This window comes from Paenirhodobacter huangdaonensis, assembly GCF_004022465.1.
Taxonomy (GTDB): domain Bacteria; phylum Pseudomonadota; class Alphaproteobacteria; order Rhodobacterales; family Rhodobacteraceae; genus Rhodobacter; species Rhodobacter huangdaonensis.
On the sequence record NZ_SAVA01000001.1, the window covers coordinates 563,508 to 578,768 of the forward strand.

12 protein-coding genes and 1 riboswitch are annotated in these 15,261 nt (G+C 68.9%); of the genes, 10 read left to right on the forward strand and 2 right to left on the reverse strand.

Translation table 11 applies throughout. The annotated features are described in order from the left end of the window. The first annotated feature begins 165 nt into the window (after positions 1 to 165). A riboswitch (cobalamin riboswitch) is annotated at positions 166 to 365 on the forward strand. Positions 366 to 482: 117 nt separating this feature from the next. The 7 genes from EOW66_RS02705 to metH all read left to right on the forward strand — a co-directional run bounded on the left by EOW66_RS02705 (position 483) and on the right by metH (position 9,423). Then, a complete protein-coding gene (locus EOW66_RS02705; RefSeq protein WP_164881001.1) occupies positions 483 to 2,294 on the forward strand; it encodes a TonB-dependent receptor plug domain-containing protein in 1,812 nt (603 codons plus the stop codon). A gap of 43 nt (positions 2,295 to 2,337) precedes the next feature. Beyond that, complete coding sequence (locus EOW66_RS02710) at positions 2,338 to 3,126, forward strand: ABC transporter substrate-binding protein (RefSeq protein ID WP_239017479.1); 789 nt, start codon at positions 2,338 to 2,340, stop codon at positions 3,124 to 3,126. A gap of 8 nt (positions 3,127 to 3,134) precedes the next feature. Beyond that, positions 3,135 to 4,124, forward strand: a complete 990-nt coding sequence (locus EOW66_RS02715) for a FecCD family ABC transporter permease (protein WP_128154773.1) — start codon at positions 3,135 to 3,137, stop codon at positions 4,122 to 4,124. Continuing rightward, positions 4,121 to 4,861: an ABC transporter ATP-binding protein gene (locus tag EOW66_RS02720; protein ID WP_164881002.1), complete on the forward strand. Its 741-nt coding sequence runs from the start codon at positions 4,121 to 4,123 to the stop codon at positions 4,859 to 4,861. Before EOW66_RS02715 ends, EOW66_RS02720 begins: the two co-directional genes overlap by 4 nt. Further along, complete coding sequence (locus tag EOW66_RS02725) at positions 4,858 to 5,541, forward strand: adenosylcobinamide amidohydrolase (RefSeq protein WP_128154613.1); 684 nt, start codon at positions 4,858 to 4,860, stop codon at positions 5,539 to 5,541. The genes EOW66_RS02720 and EOW66_RS02725 overlap by 4 nt, the downstream gene beginning before the upstream one ends. A gap of 105 nt (positions 5,542 to 5,646) precedes the next feature. Next, entirely contained in the window at positions 5,647 to 6,690 is a 1,044-nt protein-coding gene (locus EOW66_RS02730; protein WP_128154615.1) for a homocysteine S-methyltransferase family protein, read from the forward strand. Between the two features lie 9 nt (positions 6,691 to 6,699). After that, on the forward strand, positions 6,700 to 9,423 hold the full coding sequence (metH, locus tag EOW66_RS02735; RefSeq protein WP_128154616.1) for a methionine synthase: 2,724 nt from the start codon (positions 6,700 to 6,702) through the stop codon (positions 9,421 to 9,423). An 87-nt stretch (positions 9,424 to 9,510) separates the two neighbouring features. Here metH and EOW66_RS02740 read toward each other — a convergent pair whose 3' ends face one another. Then, entirely contained in the window at positions 9,511 to 10,602 is a 1,092-nt protein-coding gene (locus tag EOW66_RS02740; RefSeq protein WP_128154618.1) for a hybrid-cluster NAD(P)-dependent oxidoreductase, read from the reverse strand. Positions 10,603 to 10,606: 4 nt separating this feature from the next. Beyond that, positions 10,607 to 11,845, reverse strand: a complete 1,239-nt coding sequence (locus EOW66_RS02745; RefSeq protein ID WP_128154619.1) for an aromatic ring-hydroxylating oxygenase subunit alpha — start codon at positions 11,843 to 11,845, stop codon at positions 10,607 to 10,609. Positions 11,846 to 12,097: 252 nt separating this feature from the next. On the opposite strand from EOW66_RS02745, the gene EOW66_RS02750 reads away from it, so the two are divergent. The 3 genes from EOW66_RS02750 (at position 12,098) to EOW66_RS02760 (ending at position 15,237) form a co-directional block, all read left to right on the forward strand. Beyond that, a complete protein-coding gene (locus tag EOW66_RS02750) occupies positions 12,098 to 13,045 on the forward strand; it encodes a LysR family transcriptional regulator (protein ID WP_128154621.1) in 948 nt (315 codons plus the stop codon). A gap of 131 nt (positions 13,046 to 13,176) precedes the next feature. After that, the gene (locus tag EOW66_RS02755; RefSeq protein ID WP_128154622.1) at positions 13,177 to 14,148 is read left to right on the forward strand and encodes an ABC transporter permease; all 972 of its coding nucleotides are present in this window, start codon (positions 13,177 to 13,179) and stop codon (positions 14,146 to 14,148) included. Positions 14,149 to 14,211: 63 nt separating this feature from the next. Then, the gene (locus EOW66_RS02760; RefSeq protein WP_128154624.1) at positions 14,212 to 15,237 is read left to right on the forward strand and encodes a sugar ABC transporter substrate-binding protein; all 1,026 of its coding nucleotides are present in this window, start codon (positions 14,212 to 14,214) and stop codon (positions 15,235 to 15,237) included. The last annotated feature ends 24 nt before the right edge of the window (positions 15,238 to 15,261 follow it).

The window sequence follows — 15,261 nt, forward strand, 5'->3', positions numbered from 1 at the left end:
GCCGCAGCCTGCGGCGACAGACCAAGGGGGCCCGCGCGGCCCCCTTTTTCGTGGTGCCGCCGCCGCGGCATCCGCCCGCCCGCTGCCCTGCGGTATTTCCGCATCGCCGGCTCACCCGGCGCTCGCACCGGCTCACGGGCGCTTGACAGCGCCGCCCCCGATCGCGCAAGACGAACGCGCCTCGGTTCCGGGCCCAAAGTCCGGATGAAAAGGGAATGCGGTGCGCCTTCGGGCAATGCCGCAGCTGCCCCCGCAACTGTAAGCGGCGAGCGAAGACGGTAACTGCCACTGGGGCGATCCCCCGGGAAGGCCCGTCCGAGCCCAGACCCGCAAGCCAGGAGACCTGCCGCGGCACTCACCCTTGTCCGATGCGGGGCGCATCAGGTCAGCGGCCATCCGCAGTGGTGATTGTCGCCGTCTGCGGGATCTCCCGTCAGATTTCGTGTCACAAGGGGCCCTGCCCCGTCCTGAGGGAGTTCCGCATGCAACCGCTGCGCATCTCGCTGCTTCTCACCACCGCCCTCGTCGCCGCGCAGCCCGCCGGCGCCGAGGACACCACCGCACTCGACGAGATCACCGTCTCGGCCAATCTCGAGGCCACCGGCACCGACCGCACCGGCGCCACCGTCACCGTCGTCACCGCCGACGCGCTCGCGCAGGCCGGCGACACCCGCGTTGCCGATTACCTCGCGCGCCTGCCCGGGATCTCGGTGAACAGCTCGGGCCCGATCGGCACCACCGCCTCGCTCTATCTGCGCGGCGCACCGGCGCAATACATCCCCGTGCTGGTCGACGGCATCGAGGTGGGCGACCCCGCCGCGACCCAGGGCGCCTATGACTTCGGCACGCTCTCAACCGCCGATGTCAGCCGCATCGAGGTGCTCGAGGGCTCGAACTCGGCGCTTTACGGCTCGCAGGCGGTGGCCGGGGTGATCAACATCACCACCAAGCGCGCGACGAAACTTGGCACCGAGCAGTCGGTCGCCGCCGAATACGGGCAATATGCCACCCGCAAGTTCAGCTATTCGGTCGCCACCAAGACCGAGAATGCCGAGGCCGCGCTGACCTATTCGCATATCTCGACGCATGGCTTCTCGGCCCGCGACGAGAACGACGGCAATTACGAGGCCGACGGCTATCGCGCCAACCGGCTCAGCTTCTTCGGCCAGTACACCTTCGCGAACGGGCTGACGCTGGGCGCGAATGGCTTTGCCGAGAAGAGCCGGGGCGCGTTCGACGATTACGAAGGCGACGTCGCCGGCACGCCGGGCGATGACTATTCCACCCGCGACAGCAAGGGCGCGCGTGTCTTCGCCGATTTCGTCACCGGCACCGTCGCCAACACGCTCGAGGCGACCTGGTTCGACAGCGACCGGCAATCGTGCTCGAACGGCTGGTGCGACCCGTTCGACGGCACCCGCACCAAGTTCGGCTATCAGGGCGCGACCGATCTTGGCGCCACGGCGCGGCTCGCCTTCGGCGCCGACACCACCAAGGAGAAATCCGGCAGCGCCTCGACCCGCACCAACGGCGTCTTCGGGGAGCTGAACTGGGCCGCGGCGGAAAAGCTCGACCTGACCTTCTCGCTGCGCCACGACACCCACAGCGATTTCGGCAGCTTCACCTCGGGCCGGATCGCGGCGGTCTACCGGCTGCAGGACGACCTGCTGCTGCGCGCCTCGCTTGGCAACGGCTTCCGCGCCCCCTCGCTTTACGAGCTTTTCAGCGTCTATGGCGACCCGGAGCTGAAGCGCGAGGACAGCCAGAGCGCCGACATCGGCATCGAGAAACGCTGGGGCGAGACCGCAAGCCTGCGCGCCACTGCCTTCTATCTCGACGCCAAGGACCTGATCGGCTGGGATTACGCCGCCACCGCCTGCGGTCAGGCCTGGGGCTGCTATGCCCAGGTGCCGGGGCATTCGCGCCGCTCGGGGCTGGAGCTTGCCGGCCATTACCGGGTCTCGCCGCGTCTCGATCTGGCCGCGGCCTATACCTATACCGACAATTCGGTCTCGACCGGCTGGGCCGCGGTCGCGCATCATGACCTGACCGTCACCGCGACCGGCGCGATCACCGAGGCGCTTTCGGGCGACATGTCGGTGCATTACGTCGCCGACCGGCCCGACGGGATGGAGGATTACGCGGTGGTCAATGCCTCGCTCAGCTACGACTTCGGCGCCGGGCGGAGCGGCTATCTGCGGGTCGAGAACCTGTTCGACAAGGAATACCAGACGAACAAGGGCTATGGCACCTCGGACCGCGCCTTCTACGTCGGGCTTCGTGCGTCGTTCTGAGCGGCATAAGGGCTGGCGGGCGCTTGCGCTTGCCGCCGCGCTGATGCTGGCGCCACCCGCCGCGGCCGAGATGCCGCGGCGGGTGGTGTCGATCAACCTGTGCACCGACCAGCTCGCGATGCTGCTCGCCGCGCCCGGGCAACTGGTTTCGGTGTCGAACCTCGCCCGCGACCCGCTCGCCTCGGCGATGGCCGAACGCGCCGCGGCCTATCCCGAGAACCACGGCCTTGCCGAAGAGGTGTTCTCGCTGCGCCCCGATCTGGTGCTGGCCGGCACCTTCACCAGCCCGGCGACGACGGGTCTGCTGCGCCGCCTTGGCGTGCCGGTCGAGACCTTCGCCCCCGCCTCCGACATGGCGGCGGTGCGCGCCGAGATCCTCGCCATGGGCACCGCCCTTGGCCGTGACGAGGCCGCCCGCGCGATGGTGGCACAGTTCGACGCCGACCTTGCCGCGCTGCGCGCCGATCCCGCCACCGGCCCGCGCGCCGCGCTCTACTACGCCAACAGCTATTCTCTGGGCGACAAGACGCTTTCGGGCCAGATCCTCGCCGCCGCCGGGTTCCGCAATGTCGGTGCCGAGGCGGGGCTGAGCATCGGCGGCACCCTGCCGCTCGAGGTGCTGATCCTCGCCCATCCCGATCTCATCGTCTCGGGGCAGCGCTATCCCGGCGCCTCGCGCTCGGAAGAGGTGCTCGACCACCCCGCGCTCGCCGCGCTCGGCACCGCCTCGGCGCGGGCGGCGATGGCGGATCGTGACTGGATCTGCGGAACGCCCTATGTTCTGCGCGCCGTGCGGGCGCTGCGTGCCGCCCGCGACGGCCTGACGGAGTGACCATGCGCCTGCCCTATCCCGCGCTTCTTGCCGCGCTCGGCCTTGCCGGCGCCCTGCTGTTCCTCGCCTCGCTGCTGGTCGGCCCGGCGGCGATCGGGCTGTCGGACAGCCTCGCCGCGCTGATCCATGGTCAGGGCGAGGCGGTGACGCTGGTGATGCGCGAGGTCCGGCTGCCGCGCGCGATCCTCGGCGCGGCGATCGGCGCGGCGCTCGGGCTGTCGGGCGCGCTGCTGCAGGGGCTGTTGCGCAACCCGCTGGCCGAGCCCGGGCTGATCGGCACCTCCTCCTCGGCCGCGCTCGGCGCGGTGCTGGCGATCCAGACCGGGGTCTCGGCGGCCTTCGCGCTGGCCCTGCCGCTTGCCGCACTTGCGGGCGCGCTTGCCTCGGTCGCGGTCCTGCTGCTGCTGTCGGGCCCGCGCGGCTCGACGCTGACGCTGATCCTTGCGGGCATCGGGATCTCGTCGCTGGCCACCGCCACCACCGCGCTGATCCTGAACCTCTCGCCCAACCCCTTCGCCGCGAACGAGATCATCTTCTGGATGATGGGTTCGCTTGCCGACCGCTCGATGCTGCATGTGCAGCTGGCGCTGCCCTTCCTCGGCCTTGGCGCACTGCTGGCGATCCCCGCCGCGCGCAGCCTCGATGCGCTGACGCTGGGCGAGGATGCCGCGGCCTCGATGGGGGTGAACCTGCGCCGGCTGCGGCTGCTGACCGTGCTTGCCGCGGCGCTGATGGTCGGCGCCGCGACCGCGGTTGCCGGCGCCGTGGGCTTTGTCGGCCTCGTCGTGCCGCACCTGCTGCGCCGCGCCTGCGACGCGCGGCCCAGCCGGCTGCTCGCCGCCTCGGCGCTTGGCGGGGCGGCTGTGGTGCTGGCGGCCGATGTCGCGGTGCGCCTGATCGCCCCCGATCGCGACCTGAAACTGGGCGTGCTGACCGCGATCGTCGGGGCGCCCTTCTTCCTGCACCTGATCGTGCGCACCCGGCAGGAGGGGCTGTGATGCGCCTTGTCCTCGAGCATCTGACCGCCCGCCGCGGCCCCCGCCCGGTGCTGCATGACATCTCGCTGACGCTGGCCGAGGGCGAATTCGTCGGCCTGCTCGGCCCGAACGGCGCGGGCAAGACCACTCTGTTGCGCGCGGCGCTTGGGCTCTTGCCGGCCGAGGGGCACTCCTCGATTGCCGCACTGCCGCCGGCCGCGCGCGCCCGTGCCGCGGCCTTCCTGCCGCAGGGCCGCGAGATCGCCTGGCCGATGCCGGTCGAGACGCTGGTCGCGCTTGGCCGTCCCGGGCGCCGGCCCGAAGACACCGCCGCCGTCGCCCGCGCCATCGACCGGCTCGGCCTTGCGCCGCTGCGGCCGCGCCGCGCGACCGAGCTTTCGGGCGGCGAGCAGGCCCGCGTGCTGCTCGCCCGCGCCCTCGCGCAGGAGGCGCCGCTGCTGCTGGCCGACGAGCCCACCGCCGGGCTTGATCCCGAGCAGCAGCTTGCGGTGATGACGCTCTTTGCCGGGCTTGCGGCCGAGGGCGGCACGGTGCTCGCCTCGCTCCATGACCTCGGCCTTGCGGCGCGGCACTGCACCCGGCTGATCGTGCTCGACACGGGCCGGATCGTTGCCGATGGCGCCCCCCGCGCGGTGCTGACCGAGGCGCTGCTCGCCGGCACCTTCGGCATCCGCGCACATCTCTCCGAGGGACCCGAGGGGCTGATCTTCCAGCCGCTCGGCCGCATCGCGCGATGATCGTCACCTGCGACCGGCCCTGGCTTTGCGCCGATCTCGGTGCGCCGCACCGGGTGCTGAGCTGGGCCGTGCACAACGGCGGGCTGATCCGCGCCCCGGCGATCTGGTGGCGCGAGGTGCGCAACGCCGACCTGCCCGCCGACCTGGACGTCACGCCCTGGCTCGCGCGCGAGATGGCGGCGCACGGTGGCAACGATGCCGTCGGCCTGCTCACCTCGCGCGACATCCGCGCCCATGCCCTGACCCGCGCCGAGATCGAGGGCGTGACGGTCGAGGCGCTGACCACCGCGGGCCTGTCGAATGCCGAGGCCGTGGGCCGGCGGCAGGACTGGGCCGGCATGGACTGGGGCACGATCAACATTGCGGTGCAGGTCCATGCCGCGCTGACCGAACCCGCGCTTTTCGAGGCGCTCAGCATCGCCACCGAGGCCCGCACCGCGGCGGTGATCGAGGCGGCGATCGAGCTGCCCACCGGCCTTGCCACCGGCACCGGCACCGACTGCATCGCGATCGCCGCGCGCGAGACCGGCCCCGCCCTGCCGCATGCCGGGCTGCACACCGCGCTTGGCGAGGCGATCGGCGCCGCGGTGCGCGAGGGCGTCGCCCGCTGCATCGCCGAGTGGCGCATCGACATCCGCCGGCTGCGGCGCCTGAAGGCGGAGGGCAAGCCGCTCGACTGACCCCGAACTTCAATTTCATTCATAATCTTTACGAAAATTATGAATTTGCGCGCGGGTTGCCGGCGCAGTAGGGTCTTTGCTGCTTTGCAAGGAGGCCCGACGCCGATGATCAACCTTCGCCTGCCCCGCACCGAGGCCTTCGCCCGCCTCGAGGCGCTTTCCCGCGAGCGCATCCTGATCCTCGACGGCGCCATGGGCACGCAGATCCAGAGCCTCGGCCTGAGCGAAGAGGATTACACCGGCTGCGGTGGCGGCGCCTGCGCCTGCCACATCCATTCGGAGAAACCGCAGAAGGGCAACAACGACCTGCTGATCCTGACCCAGCCCGAGGCGATCGAGGAGATCCACCTGCGCTATGCCCGCGCCGGCGCCGATATCGTCGAGACCAACACCTTCTCCTCGACCATCATCGCGCAGGCCGATTACGGCATGGAGGACAAGGTGTTCGATCTGAACCGCGAGGGCGCGCGCCTTGCCCGCCGGGCGATGGACCGCGCCGAGGCCGAGGATGGCCGGCCGCGCTTCGTCGCCGGCGCCGTCGGGCCCACCAACCGCACCGCCTCGATCAGCCCCGACGTGAACGACCCGGGCTATCGCGCCGTCACCTTCGACGACCTGCGCCGCGCCTATGGCGAACAGATCCGCGGCCTGATCGCCGGCGGCTCGGACCTGATCCTGATCGAGACGATCTTCGACACGCTGAATGCCAAGGCCGCGATCTTTGCCTGTTTCGAGGCCTTCGCCGAGCACGGCGCGCGGCTGCCGGTGATGATCTCGGGCACGATCACCGACGCCTCGGGGCGCACGCTCTCGGGCCAGACGCCGACCGCCTTCTGGTATTCGGTGCAGCACGCGCAGCCCTTCACCGTGGGGCTGAACTGCGCCCTTGGCGCCGCCGCGATGCGCCCGCATCTGGCGGAGCTGTCGGCCGTCGCCGACACACGGATCTGCGCCTATCCGAACGCCGGTCTGCCGAATGCCTTCGGCCAGTATGACGAAGGCCCCGAGGACACCGCCCGGCAAGTGGCCGAGTTCGCCCGCGAGGGGCTGGTGAATGTCGTCGGCGGCTGCTGCGGCACCACGCCCGAGCATATCCGCGCCATCGCCGAGGCGGTGCGTCCCTTCGCCCCCCGCAAGATCCCCGCCTGAGGTAAGACCATGACCAACCACCTGCTGCGCCTCTCCGGGCTTGAACCCTTCACCCTCACCCCCGACATCCCCTTCGTGAACGTGGGCGAGCGCACCAACGTCACCGGCTCTGCGCGGTTCCGCAAGCTGATCACCAACCGCGACTATGCCGCCGCACTCGAGGTAGCGCGGAGCCAGGTCGAGAACGGCGCGCAGGTGATCGACATCAACATGGACGAGGGGCTGATCGACTCGAAGGCAGCGATGGTCGAGTTCCTGAACCTCGTCGCCGCCGAGCCCGACATCGCCCGCGTGCCGGTGATGATCGACAGCTCGAAATGGGAGGTGATCGAGGCCGGCCTGCAATGCGTGCAGGGCAAGCCGATCGTCAACTCGATCAGCCTGAAGGAGGGCGAGGACGCCTTCCGTGCCCATGCCTCGCTCTGCCTCGCCTATGGCGCCGCGGTGGTGGTGATGGCCTTCGACGAGAAGGGCCAGGCCGACAGTTTCGAGCGCAAGACCCGGATCTGCGAGCGCGCCTATCGCATTCTGGTGGACGAGCTCGGCTTCCCGCCCGAGGACATCATCTTCGATCCGAACATCTTCGCCGTGGCGACGGGGATCGAGGAACACGACAATTACGGCGTCGACTTCATCGAGGCGACGCGCTGGATCAGGCAGAACCTGCCCCATGCCCATGTCTCGGGCGGGGTGTCGAACCTCTCGTTCAGCTTCCGCGGCAACGAACCGGTGCGCGAGGCGATGCACGCGGTCTTCCTCTATCACGCCATTCAGGCGGGGATGGACATGGGCATCGTCAATGCCGGCCAGCTTGCAGTTTACGACCAGATCGACCCCGAGCTGCGCGAGGCCTGCGAGGACGTGGTGCTGAACCGCGTGCCCAAGGCCGGCGGCACCGCGACCGAGCGGCTTCTGACCATCGCCGAGCGCTTCAAGGGCGCGGGCGCGAAGGAGGAGAAGGCGCGCGACCTCGCCTGGCGCGAGTGGCCGGTGGCGAAGCGGCTCGAACATGCGCTGGTGAACGGCATCACCGAATTCATCGAGGCCGACACCGAGGAGGCCCGCCAGGCCGCCGCCCGCCCGCTCGATGTGATCGAGGGGCCGCTGATGGCGGGCATGAACGTGGTGGGCGACCTTTTCGGCGCGGGCAAGATGTTCCTGCCGCAGGTGGTGAAATCGGCGCGCGTGATGAAGCAGGCGGTGGCGGTGCTGCTGCCCTACATGGAAGAGGAAAAGGCCGCGAGGGGTGGCACCGGCCGCGAGACCGCTGGCAAGGTGCTGATGGCGACGGTGAAGGGCGATGTGCACGACATCGGCAAGAACATCGTCGGCGTCGTCCTTGCGTGCAACAATTACGAGATCATCGACCTTGGCGTGATGGTGCCGCCGCAGAAGATCCTCGAGGTGGCGAAGGCCGAGCAGGTCGATGCGATCGGGCTCTCGGGGCTGATCACCCCCTCGCTCGACGAGATGGTGCACATGGCGACCGAACTCGAGCGCGAGGGCTTCGATATTCCGCTGCTGATCGGCGGCGCGACCACCTCGAAGGTGCATACGGCGGTGAAGATCGCGCCGCGCTACACCCACAGCCAGGCGGTCTATGTCACCGATGCGAGCCGCGCCGTGGGCGTCGTCAGCCAGTTGCTGAGCGCCGAGCACAAGGTCGCCTATATCGACCAGATCCGCGCCGAATATCGCGACGTGGCCGAGCGGCACGAGCGCGCGGAGCTAGCGAAGCAGCGCCTGCCGCTGGCGGACGCGCGGGCGAATGCGCTGGCGATCGACTGGTCGGGCTATGCCGCGCCGGCGCCGCGCTTCCTCGGCACCAGGGTTCTCTCCGACTGGGATCTGGCCGAGATCGCGCGCTACATCGACTGGACCCCGTTCTTCCAGACCTGGGAGCTGAAGGGCGTCTATCCGCGCATTCTCGAGGACGAGAAGCAGGGCGCGGCGGCGCGCGCGCTTTTTGCCGACGCGCAGGCGATGCTCGAGCGCATCATCGCCGAGAAATGGTTCGCCCCGAAGGCGGTGGTGGGCTTCTGGCCGGCGAATGCCGAGGGCGATGACATTCGCCTCTTCACCGGCGAGGACCGCGCGACGCCGCTTGCCACCTTGCACACGTTGCGCCAGCAGACCCGCAAGCGCGAGGGCCGGCCGAACGTGGCGCTCGCCGATTTCGTCGGCCCGGCGGGCGTGCCCGACCATGTCGGCGGCTTCGTGGTGACGGCGGGCCCCGAGGAGCAGGAAATCGCCGCGCGCTACGAGCGCGCGAATGACGATTACGGCGCGATCATGGTCAAGGCGCTCGCCGACCGCATCGCCGAGGCGCTGGCCGAGCTGCTGCACGCCCGCGTGCGGCGCGAGTTCTGGGCCTATGCGCCCGACGAGGGCTATTCCCCCGAGGAACTCATCGCCGAGCCCTATCGCGGCATCCGCCCGGCGCCCGGCTATCCCGCCCAGCCCGACCACACCGAGAAGGGGACGATCTTCGATCTGCTCGACGCCACCGCGGCGACCGGGGTGACGCTGACCGACAGCATGGCGATGTGGCCCGGCTCTTCCGTCTCGGGGCTCTATATCGCCCATCCCGATGCCTATTACTTCGGCGTCGCCCGGGTCGAACGCGATCAGGCCGAGGATTACGCCCGGCGCAAGGGCATGACGCTCGCCGAAGCCGAGCGCTGGCTTGCCCCGGTGCTGAACTACGTGCCGGTGACCTCCTCGGCCGCCTGAAAACGCCCCCCGCAGACAAGAAGACGCCCGCCGGAAATGGCGGGCGTTTCAGTCGCAACGAGTGGCTTCTTCACGGCCTTGAACGGGTCAGACCTCGACCTCGACCTTGCCCATCGGGTTCGAGCAGCAGGCGAGGATCCAGCCCTCTTCGATGTCCTCGTCCGAGATCCCGCCGTTGTGCACCATATGCACCTCGCCCGAGACCTTCTTCACCTTGCAGGTGCCGCACAGCCCGAAGGTGCAGCCCGAGGGGATGTTCAGCCCCGCGCGCTTGGCGACGGCAAGGATCGTGTCGGTTTCGGCGCAGGGCGCGGTGATGCCGCTTTCGGTGAAGGTGACCTCGGCCTTCACCCCTTCCTCGGGGGTGATGTCCTCGATCACCGGCGCCTCGGCCTCGGTCGCCACCGGGGCGCCGAAGCTTTCCTGATGGTACTGCTCCATGTCGTAGCCGAGCGAGATCAGCATCTCGCGCACCGCCTGCATGAAGGGCTCGGGCCCGCAGCAGAACACCTCGCGCTCCAGATAGTCGGGCGCCATCAGGCCGAGCATGATCTGGTTCAGCCGGCCGTGATAGCCCGGCCAGGCGCGGAACGGGTCCGGCTCCTCGACCGAGAAGCGCAGCTGCAGCCCCGGCACCCGGTTCGCGAACTGCTCGAGCCGCTCGCGGAAGATGATCTCCGAGGGCCGGCGCGCGGCATGGACGAAGGCGATGTCGGGCATCTCGCCCGAATCCCAGGCCCAGGTGGTCATCGACATCATCGGGGTGATCCCCGAGCCCGCCGAGATGAACAGGTATTTCTTCGCCGGGTGGCGCAGGAAGGAGAAGATCCCCGAGGGCCCGAAGGCGCGGATCCGCATCCCGGGTTTCAGATGGTCAAGCATCCAGCGCGTGCCGATGCTGTCCTTCTGCGCCTTCACCGTGACCGAGATCGACAAGGGCCGCGACGGGCTCGACGAGATCGTGTAGGTGCGCTGCACGTTCCCCGCCGCCCCCTTCGCCGGATCGACCGGCAGATCGAGGGTGACGAACTGCCCCGGCTGATAGTCGAACCACGCGCCCGACGGCGCGCGGAAGGTGAAGGTGGCGGTGTCGGAGGTCTCCGGCACCACCATCGCGCATTCGAGCGGCTCCGAATCCTGCCAGGGCTCGGCGCCCCAGTTCAGCCGGGGTTTCGCCATCCGATTACTCCGCCGCCAGCGCCGGTTTCGGCGCAAGACGCGCCGACATCAGGTCGCAATACCAGTCGACGAACTGGATCACGCCCTCCTCGACCACGGTCGAATAGGGGCCGGGCTCGTAGGCCGGCGACAGGATGCCCTTCTGGTTCTCCTCGACGACGCGGCGGTCCTCGTCGTTCGTCGCTTCCCAGACCTCGGTCAGTTCCTTGAGGTTGTAATCCACCCCCTCGACCGCATCCTTCGGCACCAGCCAGGTGGTGGTGACGAGGGTTTCCGTGGCGCTGACCGGCAGCACCCGGAAGACGATCGCGTGATCGGCAAGGAAGTGGTTCCAGGTGTTCGGATAGAGGTAGAACAGCAGCGAGCCCGCGTCGTGGAAGGGCATCTGCCCCATCAGCTTGTTCACCGCGCGCTTCGTGCTCATGGTGTAGCTCTCGGCGTTGTTCAGAAGCGGGATGCGGGCCAGGCGCCACTGCATCTTCGGCTCGTTGGTGAAGCGCGAGGGCAGGCCCGCCTCCTCGCAGCGCGCCCAGTGCTCGAGGATCTCGGGCGCGGCGCTGTCCGGGCCTTCCATCGCCGTCATCGTCGGGCTGTCGGAATAGGTGCGGCACAGCGAGGGGTGCGAGCCGCCGCAGTGATAGCACTCGCGGTTGTTCTCGAACACGAGCTTCCAGTTGCCCTTCTCGACGATGGTCGAGGTGAAGGCGACCTTGGCCTCGGCGACGCCCGAGGGGGCGAGATAGGCCGACAGCTTTTCTTCCAGCAGCGTGGTGTCCGGGGGGGTGTCGGCGAGGCAGACGAAGACCATGCCGCCGATGGTCTTGCACGCCACCGGCTTCAGCCCGTGCGCCGCCGGGTCGAAGCCCTGCTGCATGTCCTTCGCATAGAGCAGCCGGCCGTCGAGCTCGTAGGTCCACTGGTGATAGGGGCAGACGATCTTCGGCGCCGAGCCGGTTTCCTTAGCGCACAGCCGCTGGCCGCGGTGGCGGCAGACGTTGTGGAAGGCGCGGATCGCGCCATCGGCGCCGCGCACGATCACGACCGGATAGGCGCCGATCTGCAGCGTCGCATAGGCGCCGGTCTTGGTCAGCTGCACCGCCGGAATCGCGAACAGCCATTCCTTGTACCAGATCTGCTCGAGATCCGCCTCGAAGACGCCCGGATCACAGTAGAGATCGCGTTCGAGCGCATAGTTCGGGCGGCGTGCATCGAGAAGCGCGCGGATTTCGGTCTTGCCCAGCATGTGGCACCTCTGTTGGCTCCGCGCCTTGCGCACGGATCGGGCTGAAGGGGGGCGGCAAGCCGCCGTGACTCGCTGCGGACGGGGCCGCATGAGCCCACTCTAGCCAGAGTTTTCGCGGCGCCGATCAACATTTGCGACACCGGATCGACGGAAAAAGACCTGCTGCTTTGCGCCGTCGCGGATGCAGCAGCATTGTTGACGCATCGCCCCGCCCGCGCCTAGGCTTTCACCGGCCAAACCGGAGCGCGCCCCATGGACATCCGCACCTATACCGCCTTCGCCGCCACCGCCGAGACGATGAACGTCACCCGCGCCGCCGAGCGGCTGAACCTGACGCAATCGGCGCTGTCGCGGCAGATCAAGGCGCTCGAGGACCACCTGGGCGTCGCGCTGTTCGAAAAGGCCGGGCGCAGCATCCGGCTCACCGCCGCGGGCGAGGCGCTGCGTGGCCGCGTCGGCGCGGTGCTCGCCGCCGACCGCAGCCTGATGGCCTGCGCCGAGGATCTGGCGAAGGGCGATGCCGGGCTTCTGCGCGTCGGCGCCTGCTCGCAGATGATCGAGCGCTATCTGCCCACCTTCCTGCGCGGCTGGCGCGCGGCCAATCCGGGGATCGAGCTGCGGCTCGAGGATGGCGGCGGGCCCGAGCTTGCCGGCAAGCTCAAGGACGGGCTGCTGCACCTCACCCTCTCGGCCGCGCCCTCGAGGCCGATCGACGTGCTCGAAAGCCTGCCGCTCGGCCAGCTCGGCTTTCTCGCCGTGGCCGAACCCGAACTTCTGCCCGAGGGCAATGCGCCGGTGGAACTGGCCGATCTGCTCGACCGGCCGATCCTGACGCTGAACCGCCGCCACGCCTCGCGCGAGGTGTTCGATGCCGCCTGCCGGGTGTCGGGGACCGTCGCCGACATCGTGCTGGAGAGCTATTCGCCGCACACGCTGTTCGCCATGGCCGAGGGCGGCAACGGCATCGCCGTCGTGCCCTCTTCGGCCAAGCCCCCGGTCGATCGGCTGGTCAGCCGGCCGATCGCGCTCAATGGCGATCCGGTGCTGTTCGGCATCTGCGCGATGTGGAACGCGCGGGCCGGGCTGCCGCTCTACGGCCGGCGCTTCATCGAGGCGCTCGGCGCCCATATCCGCGCCGATCAGGCGCTTGAGGACGGGCGCCTGCCCGCCACCCGCTACGGCCGGTTGCAGGCGGTCTGAGCCCCGACCCATTCCGGTTTCGCATGGATTTTGCCAGAAATTATTCATTGGACCACGCTGCGCGCGCGAGACTAGCCTGACCGGATCGGACCGCCCCGCGAGAGGACGGCCGCCACAGGAAGGTCTTGCCGATGGGTTTTCTCGGATCCCTCAATCAGGAGCGCATCGTCTTCGCGATCGCGGTGGCGATCTTCGTCGTCGCGGCGCTGACGCTTCCGGGATTCTTCACGCCCGACAATCTGGTGGCGATCGTGCGCTCGGTCTCGGTGCTGGGCATCCTCGCGCTCGGCATGGCGGTGATCGTGATCGGCCGCGGCATCGACCTGTCGATGGTGGCGGTGATGGCGATGTCGGTGGCATGGTATCTGCAGATGCTGGGCAACGGCATGAGCGACGGCGCGGCGCTTGGTCTGGCCCTTGCCGGCGTGGTGGCGATCGGCTTCGCGAACGGATTCCTTGTCGCCTATGCCGAGGTGCCGGCGATCTTCGTCACCCTCGCCTCGGCCTCCTTCGTCTACGGGCTGGTGCGTTCGCAGCTGATCGGCTCGGACGCGGTGCCGGTGCCGCCCGGGCACTGGGTGGCGGAACTGGGCGCGCTGCGGCTTGCCGACGTGCCGCTCGAGGTCTTCGTCTTCGCCGGTCTCGCCCTTGCCGCCTTCGTCTTCCTGCGCTTCACCAAATGGGGCCGCTATGTCTATTACGCGGGCGACAACCCGGCGGCGGCGCGCAATGTCGGCATGCCGGTGCGGCCGATGCTGGTGCTGCGCTATGTGATCTCGTCGCTCGTCGCCTTCGCCGCCGGGCTCCTGACCGCGGGCAGCCTGCAGTCGATGAACACCCGCGTGGTGAACTCGACCCAGCTTTACGACATCGTGCTGGTGACGGTGATCGGCGGCATCGGGCTTGCGGGCGGCAAGGGCGGGGTGCGCAATGTGCTGATCGGCGCGGCGCTGATCGGCATCTTGCTGAACGCGATGACCATTCTCGACATTCCGCTGCTCTATCAGAACCTGATCAAGTCCGCGATCCTGCTCGCCGCGATCATCTTCGACGGGCTGCTGAACCCGCGCGACGAGCAGACCGCGCAGCAAGGCGACATCTGAGACCGACGACCGCCACCGCGCGCCCGGTGCGCGCGGAGGGCCATTTCCAACAGGGGGAACGACATGAAGACATTGCTGAAGACTGCCGTGATGACCGCCGCGGCCGCGGGCTTCCTCGGCGCTGCGACGCTGCCTGCCGCGGCACTCGACGACCCGGGCCCCGCCGCCTATTCGGCCGCGCTGAAGGGCAAGAAGGTGATGCTGGTGCCGCTGTCGATGGGCTTCGACCTCGCCCAGGGCTGGACCGCCTTCCTGAAGCGCGAGATCGACGCCTTCGGCGGCACGCTCGAGACCCGCGACCCGAACTGGTCGGCCGAAGCGGGCGCGCAGGCGATCACCGAGGCAATTTCCTCGGCCGAGAAGCCCGACGTGCTGATCGTGATGTCGCCCGACCTGAACAGCTATTCGAAGCTGCTGAAGAAGGCGCAGCAGGCGGGGATCTACGTGATCCTTGTCGACAACCCGGCGAACTTCAAGGCCGACGTCTACACCGGCTCCGACTGGACCCAGCTTGGCCGGCTTGAGGCCGAGGCGGTGGTCAAGGGCTGCGGCGAGGGCAGCTCGAAGAAGATCGGCCTCGTGCAGGGCGATCAGGTCAATGCCACCAGCCTGTTCCAATATGCGGGCATCATGGAGGTGCTGGCGAAATATCCCGACTTCCAGGTCGTGGCGAAACCCGACTCGAACTGGGATGCCACCACCTCGCGCAATGTCACCACCACGATGCTGCAGCAAAACCCCGACATCTGCGGCATCATCGACTTCTGGGACGGCGATGCGACCGGCGCGGCCGCCGCGATCCGCGACGCGGGAAAACAGGATCAGGTCTACCTCGTGACCACCGGCGGCGGCGAGAAGGCCGCCGATTGCGACCGGCTCGAGGACGGCACCTATGACGCGGTGGTGATGACCGATCTCGCCCACGAGTCGAGCGACATGGTGGCGATGATCAAATACCTGCTGCAAAGCGGTCAGGCGCCGGGCACCTCGTCGGCCTATCTCTACACCCTGCTCAAGGCCACCACCAAGGCCGAGCTGACGCCCGGCACCTGCTGGGATCTGCAGGCGCTGCAGGCGGCGGCGAAGTAGGGCCTGCCCCTCACACGACTTCCA

Excerpts from the sequence above, each read along its gene's own strand:
- EOW66_RS02705 (WP_164881001.1), top strand. The coding sequence starts at position 483 with ATGCAACCGCTGCGCATCTCGCTGCTTCTCACCACCGCCCTCGTCGCC.
- EOW66_RS02710 (WP_239017479.1), top strand. The coding sequence starts at position 2,338 with ATGCTGGCGCCACCCGCCGCGGCCGAGATGCCGCGGCGGGTGGTGTCG.
- EOW66_RS02725 (WP_128154613.1), top strand. The coding sequence starts at position 4,858 with ATGATCGTCACCTGCGACCGGCCCTGGCTTTGCGCCGATCTCGGTGCG.
- EOW66_RS02730 (WP_128154615.1), top strand. The coding sequence starts at position 5,647 with ATGATCAACCTTCGCCTGCCCCGCACCGAGGCCTTCGCCCGCCTCGAG.
- metH (WP_128154616.1), top strand. The coding sequence starts at position 6,700 with ATGACCAACCACCTGCTGCGCCTCTCCGGGCTTGAACCCTTCACCCTC.
- EOW66_RS02740 (WP_128154618.1), bottom strand. The coding sequence starts at position 10,602 with ATGGCGAAACCCCGGCTGAACTGGGGCGCCGAGCCCTGGCAGGATTCG.
- EOW66_RS02745 (WP_128154619.1), bottom strand. The coding sequence starts at position 11,845 with ATGCTGGGCAAGACCGAAATCCGCGCGCTTCTCGATGCACGCCGCCCG.
- EOW66_RS02750 (WP_128154621.1), top strand. The coding sequence starts at position 12,098 with ATGGACATCCGCACCTATACCGCCTTCGCCGCCACCGCCGAGACGATG.
- EOW66_RS02755 (WP_128154622.1), top strand. The coding sequence starts at position 13,177 with ATGGGTTTTCTCGGATCCCTCAATCAGGAGCGCATCGTCTTCGCGATC.
- EOW66_RS02760 (WP_128154624.1), top strand. The coding sequence starts at position 14,212 with ATGAAGACATTGCTGAAGACTGCCGTGATGACCGCCGCGGCCGCGGGC.